The organism is Pseudomonas sp. Leaf59, assembly GCF_920984685.1.
Classification (GTDB): Bacteria; Pseudomonadota; Gammaproteobacteria; order Pseudomonadales; family Pseudomonadaceae; genus Aquipseudomonas.
On the sequence record NZ_CAKLBR010000006.1, the window covers coordinates 253,737 to 267,272 of the forward strand.

A 13,536-nucleotide genomic window follows, 5' to 3' on the forward strand; every position below is an offset into this window, starting at 1 on the left:
AGTGCTTCGCACTCCAACGCGGGGCAAGCCCGCTCGCTACAACAAGCCCGCTCGGCACAGGTATTTTGCCAACCCTCAAAAACAACAAAGCCGCCAGAAGGCGGCTTTGTTGGTTGGAGCACTTACTGGTTGGCCAGCTTGTGTTCCAGGTAGTGAATGTTCACACCACCTTCGCAGAAGCCTTCATCGCGCACCAGATCCCGATGCAGCGGGATGTTGGTCTTGATGCCGTCGACCACGATTTCGTCCAGAGCGTTACGCATGCGGGCCATGGCCTCGTCGCGGGTGGCACCCCAGGTGATCAGCTTGCCGATCAGCGAGTCGTAGTTGGACGGAACCTTGTAGCCGCTGTACAGGTGCGAATCCACACGTACGCCGTTGCCGCCGGGCGCGTGGAAATGCTTGACCAGGCCAGGGCTTGGGATAAAGGTTTTCGGGTCTTCGGCGTTGATCCGGCACTCCAGCGAGTGACCGTGCATCTTCACGTCGTCCTGGGTGAAGGACAGCACGTTGCCGGCGGCGATGCTCAGCATCTCCTTGACGATATCGATACCGGTGACCATCTCCGACACCGGGTGCTCTACCTGCACACGCGTGTTCATCTCGATGAAGTAGAAGCGGCCGTTCTCGTAGAGGAACTCGAAAGTACCGGCGCCACGGTAGTTGATGTCGATGCACGCCTTGACGCAGCGAGCCAGTACTTCCTGGCGGGCTTTTTCGTCCAGGCCGGGTGCCGGGGCTTCTTCCAGTACCTTCTGGTGACGACGTTGCAGCGAGCAATCGCGGTCGCCCAGGTGGATGGCGTGGCCCTGGCCGTCGGACAGTACCTGCACTTCCACGTGACGTGGGTTGGTGAGGTACTTCTCCAGGTAGACCATCGGGTTGCCGAACCAGGCGCCTGCTTCGGAGCGGGTCTGCTTGGCGGCTTCGATCAGGTCTTCTTCCTTGTGCACCACGCGCATGCCGCGACCACCACCGCCACCGGCGGCCTTGATGATCACCGGGTAACCGACTTCGCGACCAATGCGCAGGGCGGTTTCCTCGTCTTCCGGCAGCGGGCCGTCGGAGCCTGGAACGGTTGGCACGCCAGCGGCGATCATCGCGTCCTTGGCCGAGACCTTGTCGCCCATCAGGCGAATGGTGTCGGCTTTCGGGCCAATGAAGGCAAACCCGGATTTTTCCACCTGTTCGGCGAAGTCGGCGTTTTCCGCAAGGAAGCCGTAGCCCGGGTGGATGCCATCAGCGCCGGTCACTTCAGCGGCCGCGATGATGTTCGAGACTTTCAGGTACGAGTTCGTGGCCAGCGGCGGGCCGATGCAGATGCTTTCGTCCGCCAGTTTCACGTGCATCAATTCGGTATCGGCCGTCGAGTAAACAGCGACGGTCTTGATGCCCTCTTCCTTACAGGCGCGCAGGATACGCAGCGCGATCTCGCCGCGGTTGGCGATCAGGACTTTTTGCAGTTTCTTCGCAGGTTTCAACATCGAAGGCGCTCCGCGGTTCAAACGATGGTGAACAGCGGCTGGTCGTACTCAACCGGCTGACCGTTTTCTACCAGGATGGATTCAATGACGCCGGCTTTTTCAGCGGTGATGTGGTTCATCATCTTCATCGCTTCAACGATGCAGATGGTGTCGCCCACTTTCACGGTCTTGCCGACTTCAACGAAGGCTGGCGAGGTCGGTGCCGGGGTGCGGTAGAAGGTACCGACCATTGGCGACTTGACCACGAAGCCGTTCAGCACAGGCTCTGCCGGTGCGGCAGGCGCAGCGGCAGCAGGTGCGGCGGCCGGAGCAGCAGCGGCCGGAGCCGGCGCTTGCATTTGCGGCGCGTAGAACTGTTGGGCCGGGGTCTTGCTGTGACGGCTGATCCGTACGGACTCTTCGCCTTCCTTGATTTCCAGCTCGTCGATACCGGATTCTTCCAGCAGTTCGATCAGTTTCTTGACTTTACGGATATCCATGAATCATCAACTCCCAAGGGTCGGTCAGGGGCGCTTGGCCGGTTGTTCAAGTTGTTCCAGGGCGGCCTCCAGGGCCAGCCGGTAACCGCTGGCGCCAAGGCCGCAGATCACACCTACCGCTACATCGGAGAAGTAGGAGTGATGGCGGAAAGCTTCGCGTTTGTGCACGTTCGACAAATGCACTTCGATGAATGGGATGCTCACCGCCAGCAGCGCGTCACGTAATGCAACACTTGTGTGCGTAAAAGCGGCGGGATTGATCAGGATAAAATCCACGCCTTCGCCACGCGCGGCATGGATGCGATCAATCAGTTCGTACTCGGCGTTGCTTTGCAGGTAGAGCAAATGGTGGCCGGCTTCACGGGCCCTGCGTTCCAGGTCGAGGTTGATCTGGTCCAGGGTGACTGCCCCGTAGACGCCCGGTTCGCGGGTGCCAAGCAGGTTCAGGTTGGGTCCGTGAAGAACCAGAAAGGTCGCCATCGGCTGTTCCTTGTTATTGATGTGGGTACGGCAGAACCCGGCGACTATGCCGCAAAGCCTTTGTGACTGTCCAGTTCTATGCAGTAGGCAGCACGATTAGCGAGGATAGCGAAAAATTTGTGACTAAGAGCTTGATTCCAGTCATCGGTAACATTGTCTCCAATTCTGTGGAGATCACATTGGGGGAGGGGCTTGCCCCCGATAGGGGTGTATCAGCTACAGATACTGAGACTGACACACTGCAATCGGGGGCAAGCCCCCTCCCACCTGTTGATCTTCATTGGGTTTTGGATCTGCAGTGGGCAGGTTAGACGCGGAAGGCTTTGACCGCCGTGTTCAGTTGCCCGCCGAGCACCAGCAAGTGCTCGCCCTGGCTGCGGCCCTGGCCGATACGCAGCAAATTGTCCTCACCCAGTTGGTGAATCCGCTCGCTGTTGTCGCGTATCTCGCTCACCGCGCCACTTTGCTGTGCGGTCACGTCGGCAATGCGCACCGCCGTCCCGGAAATGGTCTGGATCGCCTCGACGATCTCATCCAGTGCGCCATCCGCCGCCTGGGCTTGCTGGGCGGTGGCCTCGGCGTGTTCGACCTGCGCGCGCATGCCTTGCACCGACTGATGGGCAGCGGTCTGCAGGCCGGCAATCAGGCTCTGGATCTCGGCAGTGGCGCCGGCGGTGCGTTGGGCCAGCGAGCGCACTTCGTCGGCGACCACGGCAAACCCGCGCCCCGCCTCACCCGCGCGCGCGGCTTCGATGGCCGCGTTGAGCGCCAGCAGGTTGGTCTGGTCGGCAATCGAGCGGATCACCGTGAGCACGCCGCCGATGGTGGCCGATTCTTCCGCGAGTTTCTCGATCATCTGCGCGTTCTGCTGTACCTCGTCCACCAGCGCATGCAGCCCGGTCAGGCTCAGGCCGATCACGCGCTGGCCCTGTTCCACCGCCTGGCCGGCGCTGCGACTGGCGCCGGCGGCCTGGCTGGCATCGTCGGCGACCTGCTGGATGGTTGCCTCCAGTTCGCCCAGCGAATCGCGAATCTGCGCGGTGTCCCCGGCCTGGCGTTCGGCGCCGTCGTGCAGGCCGCTGCTCAGCTCGGCCAGGGTGCGGCTGGTGCCGGCCACCGCTTCGGCATTGCCACGAATGGTGCTCACCAGCTCCACCAGGTACGTGCGCAGACGGTTGAGAGACGCTTCGATGTCATGCAGTTCGCGGTTGGTCCTGCCCAGGGCAATCGGCTGACTGAAGTCGCCTTCGGCCCAGGTCGACAGGGCCGGTGCCAGGCTGGTCAGCTTGCGCGCCAGATGCCGTTGCAGGGTGTCGATCAGCAGCGCAATCAGCAGGATCAGGCCGATCATCAGCCCTTGCATCAGGCGCACTTCGCCCTGGATCTTGCCGTGCTGGGCGCGCACCACTGGTTCCAGCCCGGCAATGGCCTGCTGCACCGCGGCGATTTTCAGGTGGGTGGCGGCGCTGAGGTCGGTGCGCTGCTGGATCTGTTCGCGGGTGCGCTTGAGTTCGGCGGGGTAGCGGGTGAGCAGGCTGTTGAGTTCACGCTTGAGGTCGACGCCGGTGTCCTGGGTTTCGGTCTTCGTGGTGTTTTCCAAACCCATCAGCGCTGAAAAGTCGTCGGTATTAGAGTCGGCGCTGGCCTTGACGCCCAGCAGCGGCAGGTGTTCCAGCACCTCGGCCTGGGTGCGCATATTGCCGACTTCGCGCTCCACATCGTCGGCCAGTTCCGCGCGCCCGCTGCTCACCAGCTTGTCGCGGGCCAGGGATAACCGGCCCAGGTGTTGCGACGCTGCCAGCAGCGGCGGCAGGTAGCGTGCGGCATCTACCGAGTTTATGCCGCTGGCGTACTGGCTGAGCTGGTCAAGGTTGGCGCCCAATTCGCGCTCGGCTTGCAGCAACAGCGCCTGCGGGTCGCCGGCCAGTTTGCCGGCGGCCAGCAGCTCGGTTCTGCTGAAGGCTTCCAGGTTGGTCAGGCTGGGGCGCAGGTTTTGCGCAAGCTCGGCGGGCAATTCGTCGAGCTGTTGCAACAGGGTTTCCAGGCTCTGGCTGGCGCTGCTCAGGCGCAGGGCATCACCGCTGGCCAGGTAGTCGTCGATATTGCGCGCGGCCTGGTTCTGGAACGTCTGTGACAGGCCCAGGTAACGCTCCATGAGCAAATAGGGACGCTCCAGCGCGCGTTGCGACCACCACAGCGTCGCTCCCAGCGCCAGGCACACGGCCACCAGCAGCAGGGTATTAAGATTGGTCAGCAGCTTCAGGCGCATGCGGGGTTTCTACCGACAGCAAAAGGTAAGCGCCTGAAGTTATTGCGTTTCCATTACATCCTTATGACGGAATCAGTCGATTCCGGTGAAAAGATGGCACTTTGATTCGGTGCATGCGCGGCATGCACACGATTGCGTCCAGCGTGCTTGGCGCGGTACAGCGCTTCGTCGGCCTGGGCGGCCATCATCAGGCTGTCGGAATCATCGCACAGCTCCACCAGCCCGGCGCTGAAGGTGCACCACAAATCCTGCGGCTTGGCCGGGTAGTGGATTTCGGCGAAGCGCTCGCGAATTTCATCCAGCACTTTGCTGGCCGATTCCAGGTCGGTGTCGGGCATCACGATGGCAAACTCTTCACCGCCGTAGCGCCCGATGTAGTCGGTCTTGCGCAGGCGCTGCTTGAGAAACAGCGCCAGGCTCTTGATCACGCGGTCGCCCATGGGGTGGCCGTGGCTGTCGTTGACCCGTTTGAAGTGGTCGATGTCGAGCATGGCAAAACTCAGCGGCTTGTTCTCGCGGCGCGCGCGGAAGCTGCAGTCTTCGAGCAATTGCAGGATATGGGTGTGGTTGTACAGCCCGGTCAGGCTGTCGCGCACCATCCTCGCCTTGAGGTTACGGGCGCGGGCGGCGCGGTTGCGCACGGTGGTGATCAGGTGGCGCGGCTTGATCGGCTTGGTGAGAAAGTCGTCGCCGCCTTCGCTCATGGCGTCCAGCTGCTTGTCCAGGTCGTCTTCGGCCGACAGGTAGATGATCGGCACGCTCACGTAGCGGTCGTTGTGGCGGATGACCTTGGCCAGTTCGGTGCCGGTGCAGGCGGGCATGTACATGTCGAGGATGATCAGGTCGGGCTGGAAATCGGCCAGCTCGGCCATGGCCTGGATCGGCTCGATCAGCGTGCGGGTGACGATGCCGGCGCTGTTGAGCAGCCGCTCGGTGTGCAGCGCCTGGGCCCGCGAGTCGTCGATGATCAACACTTTATAGGGCTCGTACTGGGCGACGCAGGTGAGCACCTCGATCTTTTCCAGCAGGCTCGATGCTTCGAGGGTGCCGGTAAGGAATTCCTGGCCGCCGGCACGCACCGCCGCCAGGCGCGTCGGGGTGTCGGTTTCATGCAGGCTGAAAAACAGCAGCGGCAGTTTCTGCTCCAGTCCCTCCTGGGCTTCGGCGGCGAGCTTGAGGCCCAGGCCTGCGCCGCAGAAGTCCACGTCCATCACCAGCGCCGATGGCAGGCGCTCGGCCATGGACGAGCGAAACGCCGCCACGCTGTCCAGGGATTGCGCGCTCAGGCCAAAGAATTCCAGCTGCTTGGCCAGGCGTTCAGCGCGGTCGTGATCGGCCAGCATCACGTAGATCGGCTTGCGCATCGGCGGCAGGAACGTCTGCTCCAGTTGGTCGCCCTGGCGCAGGCCGGTGCGCGACAGGCGCTGCATCAGGCGGTTGAGATCGGTGATCAGGTGGCTGCTCAGGCGGCCGCGATTTTCGTCCACCGCTTTCAGCGATTCACCGATATGCCGCGCCAACTGGCAGTGCTCGGGCTGTTCGAAGCGCTCGGCAAAGCGCAGCAGGCGCAGGGTGGCCTCGCTGAGTTCGCAAAAGTCAGCCTCGGACCATTCGCTGCGTTGCAGGCGCTGCCAGATCTCGAGAATTTGACGCGCCTGATGAATTACCCGCTGGGCAAAATGCTGCTTGAGGCGTTCACGGCTGGGGTCTTCTGACTCGGTCATATCCTGACTACTAGTTAGGCTGCATGCTGAGGTCGACTGATGGCGCTATGCTAGCACCTCTTTCGGTCGGATGAGTGTTGTATGTCAATAAACTGCGCGCCGCTGATATTCAGTCACGGTCCTGCTCGTCGCGTCGCGCAAAAAAAAGCGTGCATCCTTTATAGTCGACTGCCCGGCAACCGCCAGTTTGCGCAAAGCCTGCGCACTGACGGGCACGATGGGTTAGGGTTGTGGTCGGAATATTTGAACGCACGCCGCCTTTTGAAGTGCATGAACTCAAGTGATTGAAAGGATATCGCCATGCTGGACTGGAAAAACCGCGCAGGCAGTGCCAAAGGCCCCGCCCCTGAGCCCAAGTCGACCCAACGCGGCTATTTGCGCAGCGTACTGATGAGCCGCGCCGTGCTCGCTGTGCTCGGCTTGTACCTATTGGTCACCGGTGCCCTGGGCTGGTATTGGAGCGAAGAGCCTGCGCTGTTTCCGGTGCAGCAGAATGCCCAGCTTGCCGCCGAGCAGGAAGGCAAGCAGATGGTGATCGGTTACACCACCGTCGAAACCCTCAAGACCGTTGTCGGCACCTTGCTGAACAAGCCAGGTGGCTACATTTCCAACGACCGCTTCCCGCCCGGCCTGTGGATGGACAACATGCCGAGCTGGGAATACGGCGTGCTGGTGCAGGTGCGTGACCTGACCCGTGCCCTGCGTAAGGATTTTGCCCGCTCCCAGTCGCAATCGGCCGAAGACGCTGACCTGGCCAAGGCCGAGCCACGCTTCAACTTCGACAACAAGAGCTGGGTGCTGCCCTCCAGCGAGTCGGAATACCAGCAAGGCATCAACTCCCTGAGCCGCTACGAAGCGCGTCTGTCCGACCCGAACCAGCGCGGCGCGCTGTTTTATGCGCGTGCCGACAACCTCAACAACTGGCTGGGCGATGTTGCTACGCGCCTGGGCTCGCTGTCGCAACGCCTGTCGGCCAGCGTGGGCCGGGTGAAACTCAACACCGCGCTGAAAACCGAGGCGCTGGCGCCAGGTGAAGTGCCGCAGGTCGACGAAGAAGTGGTGGAAACGCCATGGATGCAGATCGATAACGTCTTCTACGAAGCGCGCGGCCAGGCCTGGGCCCTGTCCCACCTGCTGCGTGCCATCGAAGTCGATTTTGCCGACGTGCTGGCCAAGAAAAACGCCACCGTCAGCGTGCGCCAGATCATTCGTGAGCTGGAGGCCTCGCAGGAACCGGTGTGGAGTCCGATGATTCTTAACGGCAGTGGCTTCGGGGTACTGGCGAATCATTCGCTGGTGATGGCCAACTATATTTCCCGAGCAAACGCTGCAGTGATCGATTTGCGTCAGCTCCTCAATCAGGGTTGATGATGGACGCTATTCAAAAAGAGGCCGCACACCGAGCGGCCTCGGATGCTGAATTGATCTGCTGGGTGGACGAGCAGGACAACCTGCTCGGCCACCTTGTACGTTCCGACCTTCGCCAGCGCGGCCTGATCGGCCGTTGCACCTTCATCTTTCTGTTCAATGCCAAAGGCGAGCTGTGTGTGCATCGGCGCACCCTCAGCAAGGCGCTGTATCCCGGGTTCTGGGACACGGCAGCCGGCGGCATGGTGGCGGCAGGGGAGAGCTACGCCGTGTCGGCGGCCCGCGAGCTTGCAGAAGAGCTTGGGGTGAGCGGGGTCGAACTGGTCGAACATGACCACTTCTACTTCGAAGACGGCGACAGCCGCCTGTGGTGCACATCCTATTCCGCCGTATGGGACGGACCGCTGTTGCTGCAGCCAGAAGAGGTCATGGAAGCGCGCTTTCTGCCCCTGGAAGCCGTGCTCGCAGAGGCTGAGCAAAAGCCTTACTGCCCGGACGCCCAGGAGGGCTTGCGACGCTATCTGGCTTCACGTCGCTAAAGCGGCATGAATTGGCGCCATTTGGCCCTTAGCAAGCTGCGTTTTTGCCGTTACACTGCGCGCCTTTTCACCCGAACCGCCTTGGCGATTCGGTAGCGCTGCCCCTGCCTGAGTGGGGCTTCGCGGTCGATATTCGCCCTGTGCTAACGTCGATCAGTCTCCATCCTCCCAAGAGGATTGCCGGTGGCCAAAAAAGCCGCATCCTTCGCCGCCCTCGGTGGCCTGGTATTTTCCACCGACGCAGGTCGACACTGCCCGGACTGTCGCCAGCCCGTGGACGCCTGCCTCTGCAAACAAACCCTGATCCCCGAAGGTGACGGCATTGCCCGCGTGCGCCGCGAAAGCAAAGGCCGTGGCGGCAAGACGGTGACCACCATCACCGGCGTGCCCCTGGCCGAAGACGCGCTCAAGGAGCTGGCCACCACGCTGAAAAAGCGCTGTGGCACCGGCGGCGCATTGAAGGACGGGGTCATCGAGATCCAGGGTGATCACGTCGAACTGCTGTTGGCCGAGCTGATCAAGCTCGGTTACAAGGCAAGGAAGTCCGGCGGCTGAAGGCCGCTTGCCAACTTGTGTCTAAACTCTGCCCCGCAGGCGAGGTCTCACCTGCTTACAGGCAAATCGTCATTTTCATTCTTTAGACTGCGCCAGCCTCCGCTTGAGGTGGCGCTTTCGCCTTCATTTATAGGGGACTTCGATGTCCGTACGACGCACACGCAAAGACGATGGCAGCCAATGGACCGTTGCGGACAGCCGCAGCGTTTACGGGATTCGCCATTGGGGGGCCGGGTATTTCGCGATCAATGAAGCCGGTCGCGTCGAAGTCCGTCCGAACGGCCCGAACAGCACCCCCGTCGACCTCTACGAGCAGGTCGACCAACTGCGCAAAAGCGGCCTGTCGCTGCCGTTGCTGGTGCGCTTCCCCGATATTCTGCAAGACCGCGTGCGCCAGCTGACCGGTGCCTTCGATGCGAACATCGAGCGCCTGGAATACCAGAGCAAATACACCGCGCTGTACCCGATCAAGGTGAACCAGCAGGAAGCGGTGATCGAAAACATCATCGCCACCCAGAATGTGTCCATCGGCCTGGAAGCCGGTTCCAAGCCGGAGCTGCTGGCCGTGCTGGCCCTGGCGCCAAAAGGCGGCACCATCGTCTGCAACGGCTACAAGGACCGCGAGTTCATCCGCCTGGCGCTGATGGGCCAGAAGCTCGGTCACAACGTGTTTATCGTGATCGAGAAAGAATCCGAAGTTGAGCTGGTGATCGAAGAGGCCGCGTCGCTGAAGGTCAAGCCACAGGTGGGCCTGCGCGTGCGCCTGTCGTCCCTGGCGTCGAGCAAGTGGGCGGACACCGGTGGCGAGAAGTCCAAGTTCGGTCTGTCGGCGGCGCAATTGCTGTCGGTGGTCGAGCGCTTCCGCGCGGCCGGCCTGGACCAGGGCATCCGCCTGCTGCACTTTCACATGGGCTCGCAGATCGCCAACCTGGCCGACTACCAGCACGGGTTCAAGGAAGCCATTCGTTACTACGGCGAACTGCGCAACCTCGGCCTGCCGGTGGACCACATCGACGTTGGCGGTGGCCTGGGCGTGGACTACGACGGTACCCACTCGCGCAACGCCAGCTCCATCAACTACGACATGGATGACTACGCCGGCGTGGTGGTGGGCATGCTCAAGGAGTTCTGCGACGCGCAGAGCCTGCCGCACCCGAACATCTTCTCCGAAAGCGGCCGCTCGCTGACCGCCCACCACGCCATGCTGGTGGTGCAGGTCACCGACGTCGAGAAACACAACGACGAAATCCCGACCATCGAAAACAAGGAAAGCCTGCCGGAAACCGTGCAATGGCTGGTGGACCTGCTGGGGCCGACCGACATCGAGATGGTCACCGAGACCTACTGGCGCGCCACCCACTACATGAGCGACGTGGCCACCCAGTACGCCGACGGCAAACTGACCCTGGCCGAAAAAGCCCTGGCCGAACAATGCTACTTCGCCGTGTGCCGCCGCCTGCACAACTCGCTCAAGGCGCGTCAGCGTTCCCACCGCCAGGTGCTGGACGAACTCAACGACAAGCTGGCCGACAAGTACATCTGCAACTTCTCGGTCTTCCAGAGCCTGCCGGACACCTGGGCCATCGGCCAGGTGCTGCCGATCCTGCCGTTGCACCGCCTCGACGAAGAGCCGCTGCGCCGCGCGGTGCTGCAGGACCTGACCTGCGACTCCGACGGCAAGATCAAGCAGTACGTCGACGAGCAGAGCATCGAAACCAGCCTGCCGGTGCACGCCCTCAACGAAGGCGAAGACTACCTGCTGGGTATCTTCCTGGTGGGCGCATACCAGGAAATTCTTGGCGACATGCACAACCTGTTCGGTGACACCGACTCGGTGAACATCTACCAGCGCGAAGACGGTTCGGTGTACAGCGCCGGCATCGAGACCCACGACACCATCGAAGACATGCTGCGTTATGTGCATTTGTCGCCGGAGGAGTTGATGACCCACTACCGCGACAAGTGCGCGAGCGCGAAGATCTCCGCGTCGGAACGCACCCAGTTCCTGGACGCGTTGCGTTTGGGCCTGACGCGCTCTTCGTACCTGTCCTCGTAACCCATGCGGGAGGGGGCTTGCTCCCGATTGCGGGTTGTCAGTTGATGCATGTGTTGACTGACACACTGCCATCGGGAGCAAGCCCCCTCTCACATTTGAAGCACTGCTGATCCTGAAATTTTGTGGGGGCTGAGCAATGTCGCGCAAATGGCTGCAAATGTTCACCCTGGCGATGGCTGCCTTCATGGCCGCCTGCTCGCCCATCAAAGTGCTCAACGCACTCACACCCTCCAGCACCTTCACCAAAACACCCGCAATCGCCTATGGCAGCGACCCCCGGCAGAAGCTCGATGTCTACCGGCCACTCCCGGCCGTCTCGAATGCCCCCGTGGTGGTGTTTTTCTACGGCGGCAGCTGGAACAGTGGCTCCAGAGAAGATTACGGTTTTGTCGGCGAAGCCCTGGCTTCGCGCGGCATTGTGGTGGTGATTGCCGATTACCGGCTTTACCCGCAGGTGCGTTACCCCGCGTTTCTTCAGGACGGCGCCAAGGCAGTGGCCTGGGCCGTTCAGCACAGCGCGGACTACGGCGCCGACCCTAGGCGCCTCTACGTGATGGGCCACAGCTCCGGCGCCTACAACGCTTCGATGCTGGCGCTGGATGCACGCTGGCTGAAAGAGGTGGGCCTGGCACCGTCGGTATTCAAAGGCTGGATTGGCCTGGCCGGGCCTTATGACTTTCTGCCGATTGAAAATCCGGACGTGAAACCGGTGTTTTTCTTCCCTGATTCACCGCCGGATTCGCAGCCGATCAACCATGTCAGCGCTGCGGCGCCGCCCAGCCTGTTGATTGCTTCCAACGATGACAACCTGGTCAATCCCACGCGCAATACCGGTGGGCTGGCTGAACGACTGGCGGCGGCAGGCGTGCCGGTGCAGGCGTTCTACTTCGGTCGCACCAACCACCAGACGCTGGTGGCGGCCCTGTCCAAACCCCTGCGTTGGCTGGCGCCGGTGCTGGAGCGCGTCACGGCATTCATCCAAGCCAGCGACCCTGTCGATTCAAGCGCCAGGCAATTGCCCACAAGGTAAGGCTGCGCACGGCCATGAACAGCAGGAAGCTGATCCACAGGCCGTGGTTACCGTAATCCTGCAACAGCCAGGCGATGGGCAGCAGGATCAACACCGTCAGCAGCATGCCGTTGCGCATCTCCCGCGCGCGGGTGGCGCCGATAAACAGCCCGTCGAGTACGTAACTCCACACCGCAATCAGCGGCAGCACGGCCAGATAGGGCAGGTAGCGGTCGGCGGTGTCGCGCACGCTGGGGATGTCGGTCTGCATGGCGATAAACAGATGGCCGGCGAAGGTGAACAGCAGGGCGAACCCGACGCTGGCGATCAGTGACCAGCCGCAGGCGACGATCAGTGAGCGGCGCAGGGCCTGGCGGTCGTGGGCGCCGATGGCGTGACCGCACAGGGCTTCCACCGCGTGGGCCAGGCCGTCCAGCGCGTGGGCGGTCAGCAACAGGCCATTGAGCAGCAGCGCATTGGCTGCCACCGTGGCATCGCCCAAGCGCGCGCCTTGCACGGTGATCATGAAAAACACCGACTGCAAGGCCAGGCTGCGGATAAAAATATCGCGGTTGACCGCCAGCAGCGGGCGCCAGTTCTGCCACACCTTGAGCGCGGCCCAGGCGATCTGTCCGGGGTAGGCGCGCAGGGCCTTTTGCGTGAGCGCCAGGCCCAGCAGGGCGCCGGTCCATTCGGCGATCACCGACGCGCGGGCGGAGCCGACCACGCCCCAATCCAGGCCAAGCACGAACCACAGGTTGAGTGCGATGTTCACCAGGTTGGTGGTCAGCAGAATCGCCAGCGGTGCACGGGCGTTCTGCGTGCCGAGAAACCAGCCGACCAAGGCGTAGCTGGCCAGCGCGGCAGGCAGGCCGAACAGGCGGGTGTGGAAAAACTCGCGGGTGAGCTGGCCCAGTTCGGGCGAGGGCTGCATCCATTCCAGCGCCAGATGGCTGAGGGGTATGCCCACGGTGCCGAGCAGCATCGCCAGGCCCAGCGCCAGCAGCAGACCCTGCAGCAGAATTTGCCGCAACGCCGCGCCGTCATTGCGCCCGGCAGCCTGGGCGGCAAAGCCGGTGGAGCCCATGCGCAGAAAGCCCATGGCCCAGGCGAGGAAGGTATACAGCGTGGCCCCGACCGCGACGGCGCCCAACTGATGGGCGTGGGGCAAGTGGCCGATGACCATGCTGTCCACCAGCGCCACCAGCGGCACGGAAATATTCGAAAGAATCATCGGCGCCGCAAGCGCCCAGACACGGCGATGAGTGGGGCGGTCGCGCCAGTCGTTCAGTAAGGTCGGCATGGGGACTCCTTCGGGGAGCGGCATTGTAACCTCGTATTAACCACACCAAGGAACCAATGTGGGAGGCAGTGTCGCGCAGCAAACAGAGTCTCTGTGGCAAGCCCTAATGCCGTTCAGTTAAGGAAAATGTGTGGGCTTATTGTGGCGAGCGGGCTTGCCCCGCGTTGGGGTGCGAAGCGCCCCCAATCGAGCAAAACGCGGTGTACCTGATACGGCTCAGCGCCTGGCTTTGGGGCTGCTGCGCAGCCCAACGCAGGACAAGCCTGCTCG

General features: G+C 62.3%; 11 protein-coding genes. 5 read left to right on the forward strand and 6 right to left on the reverse strand.

Annotated elements, in window-relative coordinates:
- Positions 1-122: 122 nt before the first annotated feature.
- The 5 genes from accC to LUB09_RS09465 all read right to left on the reverse strand — a co-directional run bounded on the left by accC (position 123) and on the right by LUB09_RS09465 (position 6,436).
- Positions 123-1,484 (reverse strand): acetyl-CoA carboxylase biotin carboxylase subunit, encoded by a 1,362-nt coding sequence (accC, locus tag LUB09_RS09445; protein WP_046033970.1) that lies wholly within the window; start codon positions 1,482-1,484, stop codon positions 123-125.
- A 17-nt stretch (positions 1,485-1,501) separates the two neighbouring features.
- Positions 1,502-1,963: an acetyl-CoA carboxylase biotin carboxyl carrier protein gene (accB, locus tag LUB09_RS09450; RefSeq protein ID WP_015373672.1), complete on the reverse strand. Its 462-nt coding sequence runs from the start codon at positions 1,961-1,963 to the stop codon at positions 1,502-1,504.
- Between the two features lie 24 nt (positions 1,964-1,987).
- Positions 1,988-2,443, reverse strand: a complete 456-nt coding sequence (gene aroQ, locus LUB09_RS09455) for a type II 3-dehydroquinate dehydratase (RefSeq protein ID WP_015373673.1) — start codon at positions 2,441-2,443, stop codon at positions 1,988-1,990.
- 307 nt (positions 2,444-2,750) lie between these two features.
- Positions 2,751-4,712: a methyl-accepting chemotaxis protein gene (locus LUB09_RS09460; protein WP_231422434.1), complete on the reverse strand. Its 1,962-nt coding sequence runs from the start codon at positions 4,710-4,712 to the stop codon at positions 2,751-2,753.
- Positions 4,713-4,765: 53 nt separating this feature from the next.
- Positions 4,766-6,436: a response regulator gene (locus LUB09_RS09465; protein WP_209988104.1), complete on the reverse strand. Its 1,671-nt coding sequence runs from the start codon at positions 6,434-6,436 to the stop codon at positions 4,766-4,768.
- Positions 6,437-6,736: 300 nt separating this feature from the next.
- Here LUB09_RS09465 and LUB09_RS09470 point away from each other — a divergent pair, with 300 nt between their 5' ends.
- From LUB09_RS09470 to LUB09_RS09490, 5 genes are all read left to right on the forward strand, one after another.
- Positions 6,737-7,804: a DUF2333 family protein gene (locus LUB09_RS09470; protein ID WP_209988107.1), complete on the forward strand. Its 1,068-nt coding sequence runs from the start codon at positions 6,737-6,739 to the stop codon at positions 7,802-7,804.
- Positions 7,805-7,806: 2 nt separating this feature from the next.
- Complete coding sequence (locus LUB09_RS09475) at positions 7,807-8,343, forward strand: NUDIX hydrolase (protein ID WP_231422435.1); 537 nt, start codon at positions 7,807-7,809, stop codon at positions 8,341-8,343.
- A gap of 183 nt (positions 8,344-8,526) precedes the next feature.
- Positions 8,527-8,898: a translation initiation factor Sui1 gene (locus LUB09_RS09480; RefSeq protein WP_209988113.1), complete on the forward strand. Its 372-nt coding sequence runs from the start codon at positions 8,527-8,529 to the stop codon at positions 8,896-8,898.
- Positions 8,899-9,040: 142 nt separating this feature from the next.
- A complete protein-coding gene (speA, locus tag LUB09_RS09485; protein ID WP_003233168.1) occupies positions 9,041-10,954 on the forward strand; it encodes an arginine decarboxylase in 1,914 nt (637 codons plus the stop codon).
- Positions 10,955-11,090: 136 nt separating this feature from the next.
- Complete coding sequence (locus LUB09_RS09490) at positions 11,091-11,984, forward strand: alpha/beta hydrolase (protein WP_231422436.1); 894 nt, start codon at positions 11,091-11,093, stop codon at positions 11,982-11,984.
- Here LUB09_RS09490 and LUB09_RS09495 read toward each other — a convergent pair.
- Complete coding sequence (locus LUB09_RS09495; RefSeq protein ID WP_231422437.1) at positions 11,929-13,266, reverse strand: MATE family efflux transporter; 1,338 nt, start codon at positions 13,264-13,266, stop codon at positions 11,929-11,931. The genes LUB09_RS09490 and LUB09_RS09495 overlap by 56 nt on opposite strands.
- Between the last annotated feature and the right edge of the window lie 270 nt (positions 13,267-13,536).

Excerpts from the sequence above, each read along its gene's own strand:
- LUB09_RS09460 (WP_231422434.1), bottom strand. The coding sequence starts at position 4,712 with ATGCGCCTGAAGCTGCTGACCAATCTTAATACCCTGCTGCTGGTGGCC.
- LUB09_RS09470 (WP_209988107.1), top strand. The coding sequence starts at position 6,737 with ATGCTGGACTGGAAAAACCGCGCAGGCAGTGCCAAAGGCCCCGCCCCT.
- LUB09_RS09475 (WP_231422435.1), top strand. The coding sequence starts at position 7,807 with ATGGACGCTATTCAAAAAGAGGCCGCACACCGAGCGGCCTCGGATGCT.
- LUB09_RS09495 (WP_231422437.1), bottom strand. The coding sequence starts at position 13,266 with ATGCCGACCTTACTGAACGACTGGCGCGACCGCCCCACTCATCGCCGT.
- accB (WP_015373672.1), bottom strand. The coding sequence starts at position 1,963 with ATGGATATCCGTAAAGTCAAGAAACTGATCGAACTGCTGGAAGAATCC.
- accC (WP_046033970.1), bottom strand. The coding sequence starts at position 1,484 with ATGTTGAAACCTGCGAAGAAACTGCAAAAAGTCCTGATCGCCAACCGC.
- LUB09_RS09465 (WP_209988104.1), bottom strand. The coding sequence starts at position 6,436 with ATGACCGAGTCAGAAGACCCCAGCCGTGAACGCCTCAAGCAGCATTTT.
- aroQ (WP_015373673.1), bottom strand. The coding sequence starts at position 2,443 with ATGGCGACCTTTCTGGTTCTTCACGGACCCAACCTGAACCTGCTTGGC.
- speA (WP_003233168.1), top strand. The coding sequence starts at position 9,041 with ATGTCCGTACGACGCACACGCAAAGACGATGGCAGCCAATGGACCGTT.
- LUB09_RS09490 (WP_231422436.1), top strand. The coding sequence starts at position 11,091 with ATGTCGCGCAAATGGCTGCAAATGTTCACCCTGGCGATGGCTGCCTTC.